The organism is Variovorax sp. 3319 (assembly GCF_031456585.1).
In the GTDB taxonomy this organism is placed as follows: Bacteria; Pseudomonadota; Gammaproteobacteria; order Burkholderiales; family Burkholderiaceae_C; genus Variovorax; species Variovorax paradoxus_P.
Genome location: NZ_JAVDUZ010000003.1, coordinates 173,898 through 193,535, shown reverse-complemented (window position 1 = coordinate 193,535; position 19,638 = coordinate 173,898). Strand labels below are relative to the sequence as shown.

Sequence of the window (19,638 nt, the reverse complement as noted above, 5' to 3'; positions counted from 1 at the left end):
GCTCGTCATCGCTCATGCGAATAGGTAGCAATGCATCTTATGAATGTAGCGGGGAAATATTTGCGCCATCATGAATCTGACAGATTACCAATCTTATTCAATGACGAATTCAATTCGTCAACAAAAAATTGCCGATCCAATAGAGCGGAATTTATCATCTTTGTGTCCCACTGCCTCCAAACAAATCGCCATCGCCCATCAAACTTTATCAGGTAAGCCTCTTCTCCATCAAAAGCCTCAACAGCCAAAGGAATTGCGGAAAATCTATTGAAGTCAGCATCGCTTAATTGCGCACATTCCTCGATCGCTTGGAAAAACCAGAAATCCCCATGCAAAAAGGCCTTACTCAATCCTTCAAACACAGCTTCGATGCCTCCCGCGAATCCGAAATCGCATTCCGGGAGTTTTTTCATGCGCCCAATCAAATCCCCAATCGCCAACTCCAAGCTACCGAGCGCCATGTATTGATCGAAATCCCCAATAATTGCATCAGATACAAAAAAACAGCACTGAGCAAACCTTCGACCATCCGACAGGATAGTTTTTTTAATCTCTATTCTAAATGGTTGAACTCTATTTTCCAATTTCACACCTCCTTAGGCTATGAACCCCGTCCTTTTGCATTGAATCGATTCGTTTTTGAACCTCTGGAGGCATGACGATTCCTCGACCTTGCGAGCTATCACCATTCCAATGAGCCTTCCCATCATTGCTGTTTCCAAACCGATGGACCACACCTTGTTCATCCAGCGCGTACCAATGCTTACCCTCTCTGTCCGGTATGGCTCCCCTGAACAATTCGGATGCATTGCATGGAATCAAGGATGTTTTCCCGGAGCCTCCGCCTCTGAAATTAGGCGACCTTGAATCGTGATGACCTGGGTCGTCATATTTGGGTTTTGGACCGTGATATCTATTGGCTTTGGACTGCCTCACCAACCCAAGCGGGTCCACCCACTCTATTGGATTTGGGGCAAAAAGTTGAAGATTGACGCCTCCCTTTAATCGGATGGGGTCCGTCGAGAGGAATCTGCCTGAATGAGGGTCAAAGTACCGATACCGGTTGTAATGCAGCCCCGTTTCCTCATCGAAATACTGCCCCTGGAACCGGATCGGATTCCTGAACCCCGCCCTTCTCCCCGCCTCGCTGATCGTCTCGCGCGCCTCGCCCCAGGCCTTGTGCTGCGCCGACCACGCAATGCTTCCTTCATGGTCGGTCAGTTCCTGCGGAGTGCCCAGGTGGTCGCATTGATAAAACGCCATCTCCTTCCTGTCGAACGCGCTCGGCACGCTGCGCTGTTCGCCATTCCACAGGGGATCCTGCTCGATGTCGTACGCGCCGCCGTTCGCCTCCATCAGCGCCTTCACGTCCGGCGTTTCGCTCAGCGCCATGGCGCGCGGCTGCCTGATCTGCATCAGCGGCACGAAGGAATCGCGCTCGTGGATGTAGTGCACGCTCCAGCCCTGCCCTTGCTGTTCATTCAGCGCAGCGGTGCTTTGGGTGCTTTCGAACGCGAGCACGTCGCCGTCCCAACCGAACGAGGTGGTCGCGTCGCCTGATCGCTTGGCGATGCGGCGCCCCAAGGGGTCGTAGCTGAAGGTGGTGGTAATGCCGTCGTGGTCGGTAGCCGCTGCCATGCGGTTGAAGCCGTCCCAGGCAAAGACGGTCTTGCGCCCGTTCTTCACCCGCTCGATGAGATTGCCGCGCGCGTCATAGCGGTAGCTGGTGCCTGCGTATTCCTTCAGGAGGTTGTCGAGCAGCTTGTTGGCCGTGCGCTGTACCGGACCTTCAGCCTGGGCAGGGTCGACGATGTTGCCCGCGGGATCGAAGGCGAACACCTCGCGGCCGAGCCGGCTGTTGGCTTCGAGCAGGCGGCCGACGGGGTCGTAGCGGTAGTCCAGCCGACCACGGCGGCTGTCGCCGATCGAGGCGAGCTGGCCGGCCTTGTCGTAGGTGTAGCGGCGGCTGAGTTCCAGCGCATCGGCGGGGCCGCGGCCGGTTTGTGAAATGCGCTGCTCCAGCAGCCGGCCGGCGGGGTCGTACTTCTGGCGCTGGCTCAAGCCGTTGCCTTGCTCCCTGGCCACCTCGCGGTGCAGATCATCGCGTTCGAAGCCGAGAATGTCTTGCCCATCGACAAGAAGTCCGTGCACGTGGCCAGAACCATAGGTGAGCCATTGGGTCACGTGGCCGTCAGGGCGAGTGGTGGCAATGCGCTCGTTGAGCTCGTCGTAGCGGTGTTGCCACACCGCCGTGCGCGCATTTGCAAGATAGTGGTGATGCTCGCGCGTCAGGTTGCCGGCCGGGTCATAGAACCACTGCAGGCGCGCATCGCGGTTGGCGGCCTCCACCAGGCGGCCATTGAGGTCGTACGCGAAGTGCTCAAGCTGGCCTTCGCCCGCATTCCGCTCCACAAGGCGGCCGAGCGCATCGAACTGCAGTTGGGTCGCGTGGCCGGCCTCGACCACTTCGGCGAGCGTACCGGTGGTTGCCTCGTGGCGGTAGTGCGTGGTCTTGCGGTCGAAGCCGGTTTCTTCCAGCAGGCGGCCCACCGGGTCATAGCGAAAGTTGTAGTGGCTGCCGTTTTCGTTCTGCAGCTCGGTCAGCCGGCCCAGCAAGTCCCAGTGGTATTTGAGCGAGCGGCCTGCAGCGTCGGTACGGCTTGCGATGAGGCCTGCACGCGTGTAGCTGTAGCGGGTGCGGCGGCCGAGCGCGTCGGCGTGCGCGAGCAGGCGCCCTTCGGCATCGTGCGTGAAGTGCTCGCTGGTTTCGTCGGGCAGCACAATTTCTTCGAGCTGGCCTGCGGCGTAGCGATAGCTGGTGGTGTTGCCTGCTGCATCCACGGCCTTGGTCACGCGGCCGCGTTGGTCGTACTCCCACTGGCTGGTCTTGGCGGAGCAATCGGTGTAGCTGAGCAGTTGCCCCGACGGGGAATAAACGAGCGCCTTCACGCCGCCCTTTGCATCGGTAATGCGCACAGGGCGCCCGGCCTTGTCGTAGGCGTACTCGGTCTTGTGGCCCAGCGGGTCGATCTCTTCCGTCAGGTGGCCCTGTGCGTCGTAGTCGCGCTTCCACACGCCTCCCTCAGCGTCGCGGATACCGGTGAGGCGGTGCTGGTTGTCGTACTCGAAGTGCACCTGGCTGCCGTCGGCCCGGGTGTGCCTTTGCAGGTTGCCGTCTTCGTCGTAGATGTAGTCGTCGGTGGTGCCATCGGTATGCACATGGCGCGTGACGTTCTTTGCGTCGTCGCGAAAGAACCATTCCTCCAGCTTGTCGGGGTGGATGACGCGGTAGGTGTAGCCCTCGATGTCGTAGTAGTTCCAGGTCTCTCCGCCCAATGCATCGGTGACGTAGGTCAGGCGGATGTTGGCGTCCCACTCCAGCTGCAGCGCAAAGCTGCCGTCGTCGGACCATTCGCGCACGGCCTTGGCGTCGGCGCCGGTGCCGTCGTACTCGAGGTTCATGCCGCGGCCGGTGCGGTCGGTGTAGCGGGTGACCAGGTGATGGCTGTAGGTGTAGCTCCAGCTGGCACCGTTCTCGTCCTGCGCGGCAACCAGGTCGCGCTCGGCATCGTGCGTGTAGGCGGCCAGCTGGCGCACGACCTGGCCGTCCTTCAGCTCCCACAGCGACTGGATGAGGCCGGTCTTCGCATCGGGCTGGGTGCCCACATGGGCCATGACCGCATCGCCCTGCTTGCTGATGATGTCGCTGAGCACCTGCTCGCCGGTGGAAGCAATCACGTGGTCGTAGCGCAGACCGATGGACATGCCGTCTTTTGCCTGTTGCGCCACCAGGCGAAAGTACGGCTGCTTGCTGTCGACCAGTTCGTAGAGTTCGCGCCAATCGCCTTGGGCTCCCGCCGGCAGCGGCTTGCCGAAGTCGAGTGCCAGCAAGGTTTCGCTGAGGCGCGAGACGGTTATTTCTTCGATGGCATCGCGATAAGACTGGCCAACCGCCAGCACCGGATACGAGTGGCTGCGCCCATCGGCCGCGTGATAGACCAGGCTCGCGCGCCCCTTGCGGACGCCGCGCGCGGGCGTCGCGATGTCCACGCGCATGCTGTACGGCGTGATCCATCGTGCACCCAGGCTGCCTCGGTCGAAGGCATCGAGGTCGCTGGCGTAGGTGCGCGCCCATTCGATGGGCAGCGGTGCGCCAAGCACGAAGTCGGCGTGCGTAAAGCTCTCATTGCCGATCGCGAGGCTGATCGAAGCACCTACGCGCGCCTTCGCGGGGCAGTTTTTACAACCCGCACTCGGTCCTCGTGCACCCGCCTGCTTGCTGATGTGCCCCAGCGCCGTACCCGGCTTGGCCCTCTCGGCCTTGGTCCCGTTCTGCGGCGACACGATGGCCGAACGCTTGCCCTTCTTGCGCAGCAATGCATCACGCAGCTTGTGCAGCAGCCACATGATGCTGGCCTGCGCCTCGCGGTCGGCGAGCTTGGACAACTGCCCGCGCAGCAGCCGCTTGAAGTCGAGCATCTGCGTGATGACGCCGTTCACCCGGCTGGCCACGCCTGCCGGCAGCTGGCTTGCCGCCGCCTTGGCCACGTAGTTGGCCGACTCCTTGGTGTAGCGCACCGCAGTGCCCCACATGCGGCTCCAGGTGCTCTGCGTTTTCGGGTCGTGCACCCTGGTTTCCGCCGCGCCGGGCCTGGCGACGGTGAACAGGTCTTTCTGGCCCAGCACACGCCGAAGAATGTCCACGAGGTTGTCGATGATCTTGTCGGCCAGGTCCGCGCAGCTCTTCAGGATGCCGTCGAGCTTGTCTATGGCGCCGTCGATGAACTTGTCGAGCTCGCCCACGATCGTGGCGTTGAGGTGCCCCACCAGCGTGGTGACGATGGCAGCGCCCAGGTTCGACGCAGCGCTCTTCAGCTGCTGCTTCACCAGGTGCAGCGTGGGCCGCAGGCTCATGCGTGCAGCCGCCATGGTGGGCGGTAGCGGAATCAAGCCAATGAGGTTGATGCCTAGGCTCACCCACGTCAGAAACGCTTCGACCCCGTCCTTGGCTTTCTTCTCGACGATGTTGATGATGTCCAGGAACACATCCACCAGCGCCATGATGTTGCCGACGATCGGAATGCTGCCCAGCACCATCGTGAGCCGCTCCAGCGTGACGTAGCCGCCGCTGAACGAGCGCAGCCAATCGTCCACCGCCTTGCTGGCGGCGGCAACGTCTTCGCGGGTGATGGTGTTCAGCGGCGCAACGGCCGTCTGGGGTTCGCGCTGCGTTGGCGCCTTGGTTCCTTCCGTCCCTGCCATCTTTTTATTCTTCCTCTCAGTTGATGTTCGCGCCCTGGAACTCCAATTGCTCGAACGTGCTGCCCGTGAAGTCCACGCTGCGGCCCTGCAGGCCTTGCGCATGCACCACGGTGCCGCCGCAGTTCAGCACGCCCACGTCATTCCAGCGGCCGCCCGCAAAGCTGATGTCGTCCCAGTGGCATTGCGTGAAGGTGCTGGTGCCGATGCTGCCGCCATCGAAGTTGGCGCGCGTGAAGCTGCAGTTGACGAAGGTGCAGCCGTTGATCGCTATGCCGCTGAAGTCGCATTGGGTGAAGTTGCAGCCGGTGAACTGGCAGGCACTCCAGCCCGCTTGCTTGAAGCTGGTGGCGGTGAAGCTGGTGCCCGCGAAAGTCGAACCCGCAAACTGCGCCAGCCCCAGGTCGAGCGCCGCGTAGGCAAAGCTGTCGGCTTGCCCCACAAGGCCCGCCGGCGCCCCGCCCGCGCCCTTGCGCCACATGTCGTGGGCCAGGATGATCAGCTGCGAGCTCACGTGAGCGGGCTCCAGCCCGAAACAACCTTTTCGGTTTCGATTTCGCTCAACAGCCAGCCGGCTTCAGCGTTGCCGTTCTTCTGCGACTCCGCCGCCCAATAGGCAGCTTTTGCAAGGTCGGTGCCGCTCATGTACAGGTCGTAGGCAAGGTTGTGCTGCGCAATGCTGTGGCCGCCCTTGGCTGCCATCGAAAGCCAGTGCATCGATTGATCGGGATCGGAGAACGTGAAGGTGTAGTACAGCGAGAGCCGAAAGGCGGAGTCGGCATTGCCGGCTTCCGCCTTTGCCGCTAGTGCAAGGCGTTGCTCATCAGTGAGCGCATAGCTCTGCGCGCCAGAAATGGGAGAGAGGGAAGAGGCCGAAGCGGAAGCATCGTTTTCCATGAGCTGTTCTCCGTTGCGTTAGGCACTTAGCGGCTCCCCGCTTCGCGCAAGATTTCGCCCGATGTTCTAGAGGCGATGTACAGCACCGAACGGCCGAGGCGGTTTGCATTGCCGAGGCCCTTCTTGCCCGGTTCGAGCTTTGCGACAAAGGCGATTCCGATGGTGTTTTCACCGTTCTCGTCCTCGCCGTTTTCACGCGTGCGCTCGCTGATTTGGATGTCGAAGTTCTTCAGGTCTTGCCCTGTCTGCGCAAAACGCTCATAGGCGTGGCCCAGGGCAATGGCGAGCGGCGTGGCGGCCTGCTCCTTCACCGCGGCGGTCGCGAGTTCGGCACCCTGCCATCCATGTTTTGCGCAATTCATCATTGGCCGGGAATTTTCTGCAGGAGCCTGCCCGCATCCGCATCGCCGTTCTTGAGTGCCTCTCGGGCCCAGCGCGCGGCTTCCGCAAGGAAGGCACCGTCCATCTGCAGAACGACGGCGAGGTTGTATTGCGCCACCGGATGGCCTCCCTCTGCCGCCCGCCTGAGCCAGCGTCGTCCCTGGCCCCTGCCGTCCTGGTGCACGAAGTGGTGGTACTTCGAAAGGCGAAATGCGGCCTCGGAATCGCCAGATTCGGCCTTTGCGACCAGCACAGCCTGTTCTTGCGCGCCAAGCGCGGCTGACTGGAGTGCCTCGATTTCGTGCAGGAGCCGCCCCGCATCCATATCGCCGTTCTTGCGTGCCTCGGCGGCCCAATGCGTAGCTTGAGCGAGCTGCTCGCCGTCCATATACAGCGCAACCGCGAGATCGTATTGGGCCGACGCATGGCCGCCCTCCGCCGCCAGCTTGCGCCATTTCCGCGTCTGCACGCGGTCTTGATTCACGAAGTTGTAGTACCTCGAAAGCCGGAAGGCCGCCCCTGCATCGCCGGCCTCTGCCTTCGCCGCCGCCGCGGCCTGCTCTTCGGGGGTGAGCATTGCGGACTGTGCCGCCCTGATCGCGGCCAGAAGGCGCTGCGCATCCGCATTGCCGTTCTTGCGCGCCTCGTCGGCCCAGTGCGCCGCCTCCGCAAGGTTCTTGCCGCGCGTGCTCAGGTCGGAGGCAAGGTTGTATTGCGCCACTGCATGGCCGCTCTTGGCCGCCAGTTGCAGCCATCGCATTTGCTGCTCCTGGTCGCGGCGCACGAAGCCGTGGTAGTTCGAAAGGCGGAACGCGGCCTCGGCATCACCAGCTTCGGCGTTCGGGGCCAGCGCGGCCTGTTGTTCGGGCGTGAGGAAGTAGCTCGATGCGCCGGAAATCGGGGCCGCGGGGGTGTTGCTGTTGTCCATGCCAAGGCACTCCGTGAGATGCGAAAGAGAAATGGCCAGTGCAAGCACGGCCGGCACCGCATGCAATGACGGGTTGCGGGCCTGCTTCATGGTGGTGGCCTGAATGTGCGCCATTTACCGAGGTCGGAGGTGTCCATCTTTCCATCCGCCGTCATACCGGCTGGCTGGGTTTTTCCGTTAGGCCAGATCCAGAGGAATTTGTCGGGTGCGCTCACCGGTGCGTTGAGCTCCGTCGCAAGCTGCTGCGCAAAGGGTGCCTCACCCTTGCCGGTTTCGCACGACATCAGCACCACGTGCTGCCCCTTTGTGTACGAGGGATGCGACCGGATCTGCTCGGCAAGCTCGACAGGCTTCACTTCCTGGCGCGACGCGTTCTGCATAATCGACTTGTTCCCGTGGCCGCCGACCGTGAAGGTGCCCGGCGGATTCGGAATGTTGTCTCCCGACGCTCGGATCGCCTCGTCATGCGGGAACATATTGATATCCACCAGCCCCAGCGGATCGATGCCGCGCACCGGGTTATTGCCCACGTACACATGCAGGTTGCGTCCGCCCGCCAGCCCCAGCGGATCGCGCGAGACATAGCGACCGCTCGCCGGGTCGTAGTAGCGGTGGCGGTTGTAGTGCAGCCCGGTTTCCGCGTCGAAGTACTGGCCCTGGAAACGAATGGGATTCGCAAAGCCCGCACGCCGCCCGGCCTCGCTGATGGCCTCGCGCGCCTCACCCCAGGCCTTGTACTGCGCGGACCATGCCACGCGTCCCTCGCTGTCGGTGAGTTCGTGCGGTGTGCCGAGATGGTCGCATTGGTAGAAGGCGATCTCGCTTCGGATGAAGCCTTCGGGCGCGGGTTGCTCTTCGCCGTTCCAGAGCGGGTCTTGCTCGATGTCGTAGGCACCGCCGTTGGCAGCCATCAACGCCTTCACGTCGGGCGTCTTGCTCAGGGCGATGGCTTGCGCCTGGCGCACCTGCACCAGCGGCACGAAGGAGTTTCGCTCATGGATGTAGTGCACGCTCCAGCCCCGGCCTTGCTGCTCTTGCGCACCCGCGATGGTCTGGGTGCTTTCGAAAGCCAGTGTGTCGCCGTCCCAACCGAACAGCGTCACGGCATCGTGGGCATGCTTGGATATGCGGCGGCCCATCGGGTCGTAGCTGAAGGTGGTTGCGGTGCCGTCTTCGCTGGTGGCGGTGGTCATGCGGCCGAAGCCGTCCCACGCAAAGGCGGTCTTGCGGCCATTGCGCGTGCGCTCCACGAGGTTGCCCTGCTCGTCGTAGCGATAACGGGTGCCGGCATATTCCTTCAGCAGGTTGTCGAGCAGCTTGTGCGCCGTGGCCTGCTCGGCCAGGGGCCCGGTGCTCGCCGGACTTGCAATGTTGCCGGCCGGGTCGAAGGCAAAAACCTCGCGGCCGAGGCGGCTGCTGGCCTCCACGAGACGATCGACGGGGTCGTAGCGGTAGCTGAAGTTGCCGTGTCGGCTGTCGCTGATGGCGATCAGGTGGCCAACCTTGTCGTAGCTGTAGCTACGGCGCAGTTGCAGCGCCTCGATTGCGCCCGGCCGTGTTTGCGCAATGTCCTGCTGCAGCAACCGGCCGACATTGTCGTAGCGCAGCCGTTGGCTGAGGCCGTTGTGCTGCTCGCGCAGGACTTCGCGGTGAAGATCGTCGCGCTCGAATCCGAGAATGTCTTCGCCGTCGAGCAGGAGGCCGTGCACATGCCCGGAGCCGTAGGTCAGCCACTGGGTGGTGTGGCCGTCGGGGCGAATCGTTGCGACCCGCTGGTTGAGTTCGTCGTAGCGGTGCTGCCAGATGGCCGTGCGCGCGTTGGCGATGTAGTGGTGATGCTCACGCGTGAGATTGCCGGCCGGGTCGTAGAACCACTGCAGCCGCGCATTGCGGTTGGCGGCTTCGATCATTCGGCCATTGCCGTCGAATGCAAAGCGCTCGGTGTCCTCGCCGGCAGTGCGTTCGACCAGGCGCCCCATCGCATCGGATTGCAGCTGCATCACGCGTGCGCCCTCTTCCACCGCCACAAGCCGGCCCGTGCTTTCGTCGTGAAGGTAGCGGGTGGTCTTGCGGTCGAAGCCGGTTTCCTGGAGCAGCCGGCCCACGGGGTCGTAGCTGAAGCTGTAACGGCTGCCGTTCTCGTTCTGCAGTTCGGTGAGCCGGCCGAGCAGATCCCACTGGTAGCTGAGTGAGTGGCCTGCGGCATCGATGCGGCCGGACACGAGGCCCGAGCGCGTGTAGCTGTAGCGCCTTCTGCGTCCGAGCGGGTCGATGTGCGCGAGCAACCGGCCTTCAGGATCGTGCACGAAGTGCTCCCGCGTGGCGTCGGGCGCGGTAATTTCTTCGAGCTGACCAGGAGAGTTGCCTTCGCCACGTTGCACGAAGCCTTCACCCGACGGGCTGTAGCGGTAGCGGGTGGTCTGGCCCGCAGCGTCGATGGTCTTGATCGTCCGGCCGCGGCTGTCGTACTCCCAGCGCCGGGTCTTGCCCGAACAATCGGTGAAGCTCGCGAGGAGGCCTCGGGGCGTATAGCTCAGCAGCTTCGTCCCGCCCTTTGCATCGGTCACGCGCACGGGCCGCCCGGCCTTGTCGTAGGCGTACTCGGTCTTGTGGCCCAGCGGGTCGATCTCTTCCGTCAGGTGGCCCTGTGCGTCGTAGTCGCGCTTCCACACGCCGCCCTCGGCGTCGCGAATGCCGGTGAGGCGGTGCTGGTTGTCGTACTCGAAGTGCACCTGGCTGCCGTCGGCCCGGGTATGCCTTTGCAGGTTGCCGTCTTCGTCGTAGGTGTAGTCGTCGGTGGTGCCATCGGTATGCACATGGCGCGTGACGTTCTTTGCGTCGTCGCGAAAGAACCATTCCTCCAGCTTGTCGGGGTGGATGACGCGGTAGGTGTAGCCCTCGATGTCGTAGTAGTGCCAGGTCTCGCCGCCCAATGCATCGGTGACGTAGGTCAGGCGGATGTTGGCGTCCCACTCCAGCTGCAGCGCAAAGCTGCCGTCGTCGGACCATTCGCGCACGGCCTTGGCGTCGGCGCCGGTGCCGTCGTACTCGAGGTTCATGCCGCGGCCGGTGCGGTCGGTGTAGCGGGTGACCAGGTGATGGCTGTAGGTGTAGCTCCAGCTGGCACCGTTCTCGTCCTGCGCGGCAACCAGGTCATGTTCGGCGTCGTGCGTGTAGGCGGCCAGCTGGCGCACGACCTGGCCGTCCTTCAGCTCCCACAGCGACTGGATGAGGCCGGTCTTCGCATCGGGCTGGGTGCCCACATGGGCCATGACCGCATCGCCCTGCTTGCTGATGATGTCGCTGAGCACCTGCTCGCCCGTGGAAGCAATCACGTGGTCGTAGCGCAGGCCGATGGACATGCCGTCTTTGGCCTGTTGCGCCACGAGACGGTAGCGGGGTTGGCCTTCTACGCGTTCGTATATCTCTTGCCAGTCGCCGCGCTTGCCGAAATCCAGCGTCAACAGCGTGTCGCTGAGCTTGCTCAGCGTCAGGTCTTCGACGGCATCGCGATGCACCTGTCCCACTTCCAGCATCGGGTACGAGTGGCTGCGTCCGTCGACGCCGTGGTAGACCAGCCCGCCGTTCGGCGCAATGTCGATGCGTGTCGTGTACGGCGTAATCCACCGCGCACCCAACATGCCGCGGTCATAGGCATCCATCTGGCTGCGATAGACGCGCGACCACGAGATCGATAGTGGCGCGCTCAAGACGAAATCGGTATGTACGAAGCTCTCGCTGCCGGTCGCAAGGCTGATGGAGCCACCGACCGCCGCGCGCGCCGGCCGGTTGCGGCAGCCCGGGTCGTTGCGAGCGGGGGCCTGCTTGCTGATGTGGCCGAGCGCGGCGCCGGGTTTGTCCTTGTCTGCCTGCGCACCTTTTGCCGGCGGCACGATTGCCGCGCGCTGTCCCCGCTTGCGCAGCAGCGCAGCCTTGAGCTTGTGCAGCAACCACATGATGCTGGCCTGCGCCTCGCGGTCGGCCAGCTTCGACAACTGCCCGCGCAGCAGTCGCTTGAAGTCGAGCATCTGCGTGATGACGCCGTTGATCCGGCTCGCCACGCCTGCGGGCAGCTGGCTTGCCGCCGCCTTGGCCACGTAGTTGGCCGACTCCTTGGTGTAGCGCACGGCAGTGCCCCACATGCGGCTCCAGGTGCTCTGCGTTTTCGGGTCGTGCACCCTGGTTTCGGAAGCTACAGGCTTGGCCACCGTGAACAGGTCCTTCTGGCCCACGACGCGCCGAAGAATGTCCACGAGGTTGTCCACGATCTGGTCGGCCAGGTTCGCGCAGCGCTTCAGCATGTCTTCGAGCAGCGAGATAGCGCCATCGATGAACTTGTCGAGCTCGCCCATGATCGTGGCGTTCAAATGTCCGACCAGCACCACGACGATCGTCTCGCCCAGGTTGGACGCCGCCGTCTTGAGTTGCTGCCTCACCAGGTGCAGCGTGGGCCGCAGGCTCATGCGCGCAGCCGCCATGGTGGGCGGCAATGGAATCAGCCCGATCAGGTTGATGCCCAGGCTCACCCACGTCAGAAACGCCTCGACGCCATCCTTGGCTTTTTTCTCGACGATGTTGATGATGTCCAGGAACACATCCACCAGCGCCATGATGTTGCCGACGATCGGAATGCTGCCCAGCACCATCGTGAGCCGCTCCAGCGTGACGTAGCCGCCGCTGAACGAGCGCAGCCAATCGTCCACCGCCTTGCTGGCGGCGGCAACGTCTTCGCGGGCGATGGTGTTCAAAGGAGCGACCGCGGTCTGGGGTTCTCTTTGAGATGGTTGTTGTTGCGATCCTTCCGCCATTGCCCTGTTTTCCCTGTTGCCTGAGTCGTCTTGTTATTTGAAATACACGCGGTGCCGCTTCAGCCCATGAAGCCGGGCGTGCGACCCGCAAGCGCGGGATTGGTGCCAGCCGTGGCCATGCCCGTCTTGATGCCGGCCGACATGCCGCCGCTCATCGCGCTGCTTGCCACATTGGCAATGCCGGCGACGGGCGCGCCCATCGGTCCGAGCCGCGCACCGGCGGCCTGCATTGCCATGCCTGTTGCGGCCTGGCTCGCCTGGCCCAGCAGCGCCTTGGCGCCCCCTTGCTGGATCGCCTGAGCGGCACCCACGGCCTGTTGCGCCATGCCTGCCGCCTGGGTGACCTGGCCCAGCATGCCTGCGGCCTTGCTGTTCATGCCCGCGACACCTGCAAGCGCGCCCGCGGCGCCGCCAGCCGATCCGGCCAGGCCGGCAAGATTGCCGGCACCACCCAGAACACCCGAAAGGCCCGACGACGTGCTGCCCCCGGCACTGGCGCCGGCGGCACCACCGGCAGGCTCTTTCACCTTCCAGTCCTTGGGCGTGCCGAAGTAGCTGCCCTCGTCCCACGGGTCGCGCGGGTCCTTGCCGAAGGTGACTTTGGCAGTGCCGATCGGCAAGCCCGAGACGCTTGCAAAGCCGTTGCGGTCGAAGGTGCCGGCGTGCGTGCCGCCTTCCGAATCGACCACGGTGAAGTCGCCCTGCGCAACGCCCTGGTGCTTTTCGCCGGTGGGCTTGATGTATTGGTGATACAGGTCGAGCTGGCCCTTGGGCAATTGCGGCGGGTTGGGCAGCGCGGGCTTGCCCTGGCTGGCTGGCCCCACGAGGCTGTGCACCGCCGCATGCTCGCGCCAGGTGCCCGAAGTGCCGTGCTCGATGCCGCCCGAGCTCCAGCGGCTGTAGCTGGAGCCGCCGTTGATCACCACCTCTTCCTTCGCGTGGATGGTGATCTTGTTGGCGGTTTGCGTGATGTTGAGCTTGGCGAGCACGTTGACGCTGTCCTTCAGCGCCTTGATGTCGATGTCCGCACTGGCCGCCACCAGCCGCATGCCGGCCTTTGAGGCGAACATGCGGATGGCGCTTTGCACGCTCACAAGAAAGCTTTTGCCCGCGCTCACGCTGGTGTGGCCGCCGCTGGTGAGCGCGGTGTGCTCGTTGCTCACCACATGCGTGGAGCCCTGCGCCACGGTTTGCAGGCCCTTGGCGCTGGCAAGCGTGAGGTGCGGCTCCTGGAACTCGGGGAATTCGCCTTGCTCGCGGTTGCCACCTTGGCCCTTGATGGCGTCGTTCTGCTCCTTGAGGCCGGTGGCAACTTCGTCCTGGTCTCCGGCATCGTGCGCCTGCGCGGCCTGCGCTGCTTCGCTCAGGCCCTCGTGCAGGTCGCGCGCCTGCGTGAGCCGGCCGACGGTTTCACCCATGTCGGTGGTATGCGCCTGCGCGTTGGGGCGCGGCTCCGTGGTCACCAGCAGCCCCTTGGCCGCGCGTGCCACACCATGCCCGTCGGTGCGCAGTTCAAAGCCCTGCCCGCGCGGCTCCTTGCGCCCTGCGGTGTCTTCGATGCGGCCGATGTGCCCCACGCTCAGCTGGCTCGCCTGATGGTCGCTGCGCAGCTGCGCCTGGATTTTTCCGTGGGTGTCGTCCAGCACCAGATGGTTGCCGCGCCCGCCGCCGAGTTCGCGGCTGCGAATGCCCGACAAGTGCTTTTGCTCCGGCAACTGCCAGGCGGCCATGGTGTCGGCGTTGTAGACGCAGCCCGTCACGATCGGGTAGTCAGGGTCGCCGTTGAGAAAGTCGACGATCACCTCCATGCCGATGCGCGGCACCGACACTGCGCCGAATGTGGCACCCGCCCATGCGGTGGACACACGGACCCAGCAGCTGGAGTTTTCGTCGTCCTTGCCAAGGCGGTCCCAGTGAAACTGCACCTTGATGCGGCCGTATTGGTCGGTCCAGATTTCTTCGCCGGTCGGCCCCACCACCATGGCCGTTTGCGGACCGCGGGTGCGCGGCTTGGGCGTGGTGCGCAAGGGGCGCCATGCGAGGCTGGTGGGCTGGGCATCGAATGCAAAGCGCTGCACCGAGCCTTCTGTAGCCTCGGCGCCCTCGCTCGCCTGCAGGTTTTCCTGCAGGTGGTAGCTCACGCTCAGCAGCAGGTATTGGCGGTTCTGGTCGGCCCGCGGATGGCCGGTGAGCCGAAGCGTGTGGCCGGTTGCCAACTCGCGCAGGTTGGAGCGCCCCGTTGCACGGTTGCGCTGGCTCAGTTGCTCTTCATTGCGGATGCGCGCGTAGGTCTCGCCGTCTGCGTGCTGCACAAAGCCGCCGGGCCACTCGTAGTTTTCGTAGCTGTCGTGGTCATGCCCAGGCGGCATTTGCCGCAGGTGCGAGAGGTCGGCCTTGGGCTTCTCGAAGTCGTAGTCGTTGTTGTAGTGGTGGCCCGCGCGCACCTCTTCCGCGGTTTCCCAGGCATAGATGCGCTCGCGCTGGCCCATGCCGGATTTTTCGAGCGGATGAAAGCGCACCGACTCTCCGCCGGGCAGCGGAGCGTGCGAGCTGGCAATGTCGTCCGCAAACACCAGCACGTGCTGCGAGGCCTCGTGCCGGAAGTAGTAGTAGATGCCTTCGAGCTCGCACAGCCGCGATACGAAGTTGAAGTCGCTCTCGTGGTACTGCACGCAGTAGTCCCAGCGGCGATAGTCGCCGCGGCTGAGCTTCTTTTCGATCGGGTAGCCGTAGCTGCCCAATACCTCCGTCAATATGTCGGGCACGCTCTTGCCCTGAAAAATGCGGAAATCGCTGCGGCGCGTAGCAAGCCACAGCCACGGGCGCAATTGCAGGCGGTAGAACGAATGGCGCGCGTCTTCCTGTTGCAGGCCAAAGCGCGTCGCAATTCCACCCAGGTAGCGCACGCCACCGCTCTCGGTTTCGACCGCCACGGTCGACGCCTTGCCCAGTAAGGCCTTCGACTCAATGGCATTGCTGCTGCCCAAGAGGTCGATGTCGAAGGTGTAGAGCTGGCTCAGCGCCTCGCGGCCCACCAGCTGGCGAAATTGCAACGCTTCGCCGAGCGGCGTCTGAATAGTGACACGACGGTTCATTGCTGCACCGCGAACCGCTTATAAGACAAATCACTTAACCGCAATTCATCCAATAACAATATTGTTTTCAAAACGAGCTTCATGCTCACCTCCCCATTGCATGTTTTCACAATTATTTTAAATGTTGATTTATCGTAAAAGCCAATGCCAAATTTCACGGTTTAGCGGTTCAACATAAAGTTCACAGGCGCGGGGCTGCCGCGCAATTGGGCAAATCAATTCGCGCAGCAAATCGGCGGAAGGCCCGCCGACAAGACGAAGAAGCAGAAGAAGAACGGGGGCTGCGTCTCAGGCCGCGCGCGCCTGCGCCGGCCGTTCGAGCCTTGCCACCTGCCAGGCGCAGAGGCTGCCTGCCACGGCCAGGAGGGCCGCAAGCGCGAACATGGTGCGGTACCCGAACTCCTGCGCCGCGGCCCCGCCGAGCAACACGCCCAGCACACCGCCAAAGCCGTAGCCGATCACGGTGAACAGCGCTTGCCCCCGCCCGCGCAGCCGCCCCGGAAAGCGGCGCGACACCACGGCGATGCAGGTGGTGTGATGCGCCGCAAAACTCAATGCGTGCAGCCACTGCGCGATGACAAGCGCCGCAATGGAGCCGCCCAGCCCGGCGGTCAGGCCCAGCCGCGCCACGGCCGCGATGCCGCACACCAGCATCCAGCGCGGCATGGGCAAGAGGCCGATGAGCCGCCCTTGCAGAAAGAACCACACGATTTCGGCCACCACGGACAGCGCCCACAGCAGGCCGATAACGCTCTTGCCGTAGCCCAGCGAATCGAGGTACAGCGAGAAGAAGGCATAGACCGAGAAGTGCGACATCACCTGGAAGAACAGCGCCGCAAAAAACCACCGCACGGCCGGAATGCGCAGCACGGGGCCAATGGGCTCCTTTACCGCGTCATGCGCGGCGACGGGCTCGCGAATGTCGGGAAGCTTCATGGTCGCAATCAGCACAACGGCCAGCGTGCCGGCGGCCCAGGCCGGAAAGTGCTTCATGCCGAAGCGCTCGAACCACTCGCCCGCGAAGAACACCGTCACAAGAAAGCCGGCAGAGCCGCAAAGGCGAATGCGCCCGTAGCGCCCCCAGTCGCCGGCCACAAGCTGCGCCATGGCGGCCTCGGTGAGCGACATCATCGAGCTGGTGTGGGTGAACATTACAAGCAGCACCAGCGCCAGCCACCACGCACCGCCATGCCACCACAGCCCGAACGAGCTGGCCAACGCCACCGCGGCGCTGAAGCGCAGCAGCATCACGCGGTGGCCTGTGTGGTCGCTGAGCGCGCCCCAGGCATAAGGGGCGAACACCCGGGTGATCGACTGCACGGAGGCCAGCAGGCTGATCGTGAAGATCGGCAGCCCCAGGTCCTTGAGCCACAGCGGCAGGTAGGGGTTGAAGAAGCCGATGTGCGCAAAATAGCTGGCCGACAGACCAGCAAATGCCAACAGGTGGCCGCGTCCGGCGGCCACTGGTGGCGGGGCGGACACTAGAGAAAAGACGCCTGCGGCGAGGCAGCTTCGGTCTTGTCGGCCTGCACTTTTTGCTCGTGCTGCACGTCGCCGCACTGGGCACGGTTGCGCAGCACGTGCTCCATGACCACCAGCGCGAGCATGGCTTCGGCAATGGGCGTTGCACGAATGCCAACGCAGGGGTCATGGCGGCCCTTGGTGACCACCTCGACCGGGTTGTTGTTGATGTCGATGGACTGGCGCGGGCTGATGATCGAGCTGGTGGGCTTGATCGCGATACTCACTTCCAGGTCTTGCCCGGAGCTGATGCCGCCGAGAATGCCGCCCGCATTGTTGGTAACGAAGCCCGTGGGCGTAATCGAGTCGCCATGCGTGGTGCCGCGCTGCGTGATGCTGTCGAAACCGGCGCCAATTTCAACCGCCTTCACCGCATTGATGCCCATCATTGCGTAGGCAATTTCAGCGTCCAGCTTGTCGAAGAGCGGCTCGCCCAGGCCAACGGGCACGTTGGTGGCCGTAACCCGAATGCGCGCCCCGCACGAATCGCCGGCCTTGCGCAGGCGGTCCATATACGCTTCGAGCCCGCTCACGTCGGCAATCGGCGCGAAGAACGGGTTGTTGGGCACGTGGTCCCAGTTTTCGAAAGGAATGGCAATCTCGCCGATTTGCGTCATGCAGCCGCGAAACACCATGCCGTGCTTTTCGGCCAGCCACTTCTTGGCAACCGCGCCGGCAGCCACCATGGGTGCCGTGAGCCGTGCCGAAGAACGCCCACCGCCTCGCGGATCGCGGATGCCGTATTTCTTCCAGTAGGTGAAGTCGGCATGGCCCGGGCGGAACTGCCGGGCAATCTGGCCGTAGTCCTTGCTGCGCTGGTCGGTGTTCTGGATCAGCAATGCAATGGGGGTGCCGGTGGTCTTGCCCTCGTACACGCCCGAAAGAATCTGCACCGCATCGGGCTCATTGCGCTGAGTAACGTGACGGCTGGTGCCGGGGCGCCGGCGGTCGAGGTCGCCCTGGATGTCGGCTTCGCTCAGTTCCATGCCCGGCGGGCAGCCGTCGATCACGCAGCCGATGGCCGGGCCGTGCGACTCGCCGAAATTGGTGACCGCGAAGAGAGTTCCGAAGGTGTTGCCGCTCATGACGGGATTATCCCCACAAAGCGGCGGCCACTCAGTCCGTCGTGTTTTCCATGCGCTTGGTGAGCGTGCCCAGCTGCAGCTCGATGGAAAAGAGCCGCTCGTTCAGCACAGCCGTCTGCAGCCGTATGGCCTCGACGATGGCCCTGGTTTGTGGATCGGTGGTGTTGTCGGCCAGTTCTGCCAGGTCATGCAGCTTCTTGCGAAGTTCGTTGCTCATGGAAGGCTCCGTTCATCGTCCGGTCGTGGAAGCCCCAGTATGGGTCTTCGCCAACGGCCAGGCAATGCGTGAAAGCCTCTCATGCGGCCGGCTGCACCAGCCATTGCTCGAGCTTGACCATGGCGCCGGTCCAGCCGTGGCTGTGTCCGTCGCGCGCCGCCTCGTCGAAGAACTGCTCATGCATCAGCACCAGCTCACACCCGTTGCCGTCGGGCTCTATGCGCACCGTGACGCGCGATTCGCGCTCCGGCGTGCTGCGCCAGGCCCAGCTGAAAACCAGCTTGCGGTTGGGCACTAGCTCCTGGTAGACACCGCTCACGTCGTGCGTCTCTCCGTCGGCGGCAAGCATGGTCACGCGAAATCGGCCGCCCACGCGCAGGTCGACTTCGGCCAGCGGAACGGAAACGATTTCTTCAGGGCCAAACCAGGCTTTCAGCGCTTGCGGGTCGGTCCACGCGCGCCAGACTTTTTCGGCGGCAACGGGGTAGTGCCTGCGGAGGGTGAGCGAGGGTCGCTCTTTGGCGGGTGCGGCAGGTTTTGCCATTCGGTCTCCTCTTGATGGTAGAGATAGCGCGCCAGTGCATCGAGGCGCCCGGTCCAGAATTTCTCATAACGGGATAGCCACACGGCAGCCTCCTGCATGGGCCGCGGCGAGAGTTCGCACTGCACGACCCGGCCCTCCTTCGTGCGCGAGATAAGGCCGGCGTCCTCGAGCACCCGCAGGTGCTTCATGAAGCCGGTAAGAGACATGCCGTGCGGCTCTGCAAGCTCGGTCACGCTGAGGCTGCGCTCGCCCAGGGTTTCGAGCACGGCGCGGCGCGTCGGGTCGGAAAGAGCAGCAAAGACGGCGTCCAGCGAAACGGGATCTGAGTGAACCATATGGTTGAGTATCGGGTTGCACTCGCGCCCCGTCAACCCAAGGCCATATCAGCCCCTCGCGGCAGATGCCTTTTGGAACGCTTTATGCGTGCTGCAGACGGCACAACCACCACTGCATTACCTGCAAAGGAGCGCCCCATGCTGGACCGAACCGCTACCCAGTTCTCCCACGTCAAGCCCGGCGATACGGAGTTTGTCTCGGGCGGCCTGCGCGATTTCTTTCTTTACCGCGACCTGGGCATTGCGGAGGCCACCAACGGCAAGGTCATCGCGCACCTCGTCAAGGCCAACATGGCACCGGAAGCGGGCACCGGCTGGCACCGCCACGAGGCGGACTTCCAGATCGTGATCATGGTGAAGGGCTGGGCCCGCTTCATGTACGAGGACAAGGAAACCCTTGTCGAAGCCGGCGACGTGGTGCACCAGCGGCCCGGCATCCGGCACTTTCTGTTCGACTACTCGCCCGACATGGAATACCTGGAGATCGTCTCGCCGGCGGACTTCAAGAGCGTCGACGTCGAGCCGGTTTGCGAAATTCCGCCGCCTACGCCTTGGGAGTAACTGCTAC

At 63.6% G+C, this 19,638-nt stretch carries 14 protein-coding genes; 1 reads left to right on the top strand and 13 read right to left on the bottom strand.

The window, feature by feature from the left end; genetic code table 11:
• Positions 1-68: 68 nt before the first annotated feature.
• The 13 genes from J2X67_RS08060 to J2X67_RS08000 all read right to left on the bottom strand — a co-directional run bounded on the left by J2X67_RS08060 (position 69) and on the right by J2X67_RS08000 (position 19,070).
• Positions 69-590 carry a hypothetical protein gene (locus tag J2X67_RS08060; RefSeq protein ID WP_309952050.1) on the bottom strand — a complete coding sequence of 174 codons (522 nt, stop codon included), beginning with the start codon at positions 588-590 and terminating at the stop codon, positions 69-71.
• Positions 574-5,262, bottom strand: a complete 4,689-nt coding sequence (locus J2X67_RS08055; protein ID WP_309952048.1) for an RHS repeat-associated core domain-containing protein — start codon at positions 5,260-5,262, stop codon at positions 574-576. The genes J2X67_RS08060 and J2X67_RS08055 overlap by 17 nt, the downstream gene beginning before the upstream one ends.
• A 16-nt stretch (positions 5,263-5,278) precedes the next feature.
• On the bottom strand, positions 5,279-5,773 hold the full coding sequence (locus J2X67_RS08050) for a pentapeptide repeat-containing protein (protein WP_309952046.1): 495 nt from the start codon (positions 5,771-5,773) through the stop codon (positions 5,279-5,281).
• Complete coding sequence (locus tag J2X67_RS08045; RefSeq protein ID WP_258507670.1) at positions 5,770-6,156, bottom strand: hypothetical protein; 387 nt, start codon at positions 6,154-6,156, stop codon at positions 5,770-5,772. The genes J2X67_RS08050 and J2X67_RS08045 overlap by 4 nt, the downstream gene beginning before the upstream one ends.
• A gap of 26 nt (positions 6,157-6,182) precedes the next feature.
• Complete coding sequence (locus tag J2X67_RS08040) at positions 6,183-6,521, bottom strand: hypothetical protein (protein WP_309952044.1); 339 nt, start codon at positions 6,519-6,521, stop codon at positions 6,183-6,185.
• Positions 6,518-7,579 carry a hypothetical protein gene (locus tag J2X67_RS08035; RefSeq protein WP_309952043.1) on the bottom strand — a complete coding sequence of 354 codons (1,062 nt, stop codon included), beginning with the start codon at positions 7,577-7,579 and terminating at the stop codon, positions 6,518-6,520. Before J2X67_RS08035 ends, J2X67_RS08040 begins: the two co-directional genes overlap by 4 nt.
• Positions 7,552-12,213 (bottom strand): RHS repeat-associated core domain-containing protein, encoded by a 4,662-nt coding sequence (locus tag J2X67_RS08030; protein ID WP_309952041.1) that lies wholly within the window; start codon positions 12,211-12,213, stop codon positions 7,552-7,554. The genes J2X67_RS08035 and J2X67_RS08030 overlap by 28 nt, the downstream gene beginning before the upstream one ends.
• A gap of 119 nt (positions 12,214-12,332) precedes the next feature.
• On the bottom strand, positions 12,333-15,368 hold the full coding sequence (locus J2X67_RS08025) for a type VI secretion system tip protein TssI/VgrG (RefSeq protein ID WP_309952039.1): 3,036 nt from the start codon (positions 15,366-15,368) through the stop codon (positions 12,333-12,335).
• A gap of 288 nt (positions 15,369-15,656) precedes the next feature.
• Entirely contained in the window at positions 15,657-16,850 is a 1,194-nt protein-coding gene (locus tag J2X67_RS08020; protein ID WP_309952038.1) for an MFS transporter, read from the bottom strand.
• Positions 16,850-17,974 (bottom strand): chorismate synthase, encoded by a 1,125-nt coding sequence (gene aroC, locus J2X67_RS08015; protein ID WP_309952037.1) that lies wholly within the window; start codon positions 17,972-17,974, stop codon positions 16,850-16,852. The genes J2X67_RS08020 and aroC overlap by 1 nt, the downstream gene beginning before the upstream one ends.
• A 31-nt stretch (positions 17,975-18,005) precedes the next feature.
• Positions 18,006-18,191: a hypothetical protein gene (locus tag J2X67_RS08010; RefSeq protein ID WP_309952035.1), complete on the bottom strand. Its 186-nt coding sequence runs from the start codon at positions 18,189-18,191 to the stop codon at positions 18,006-18,008.
• A 79-nt stretch (positions 18,192-18,270) separates the two neighbouring features.
• Complete coding sequence (locus J2X67_RS08005) at positions 18,271-18,735, bottom strand: SRPBCC domain-containing protein (RefSeq protein WP_309952033.1); 465 nt, start codon at positions 18,733-18,735, stop codon at positions 18,271-18,273.
• On the bottom strand, positions 18,624-19,070 hold the full coding sequence (locus J2X67_RS08000) for a metalloregulator ArsR/SmtB family transcription factor (protein ID WP_309952031.1): 447 nt from the start codon (positions 19,068-19,070) through the stop codon (positions 18,624-18,626). Before J2X67_RS08000 ends, J2X67_RS08005 begins: the two co-directional genes overlap by 112 nt.
• A 138-nt stretch (positions 19,071-19,208) precedes the next feature.
• On the opposite strand from J2X67_RS08000, the gene J2X67_RS07995 reads away from it, so the two are divergent.
• Entirely contained in the window at positions 19,209-19,631 is a 423-nt protein-coding gene (locus J2X67_RS07995) for a cupin domain-containing protein (RefSeq protein WP_309952029.1), read from the top strand.
• Positions 19,632-19,638 lie beyond the last annotated feature (7 nt).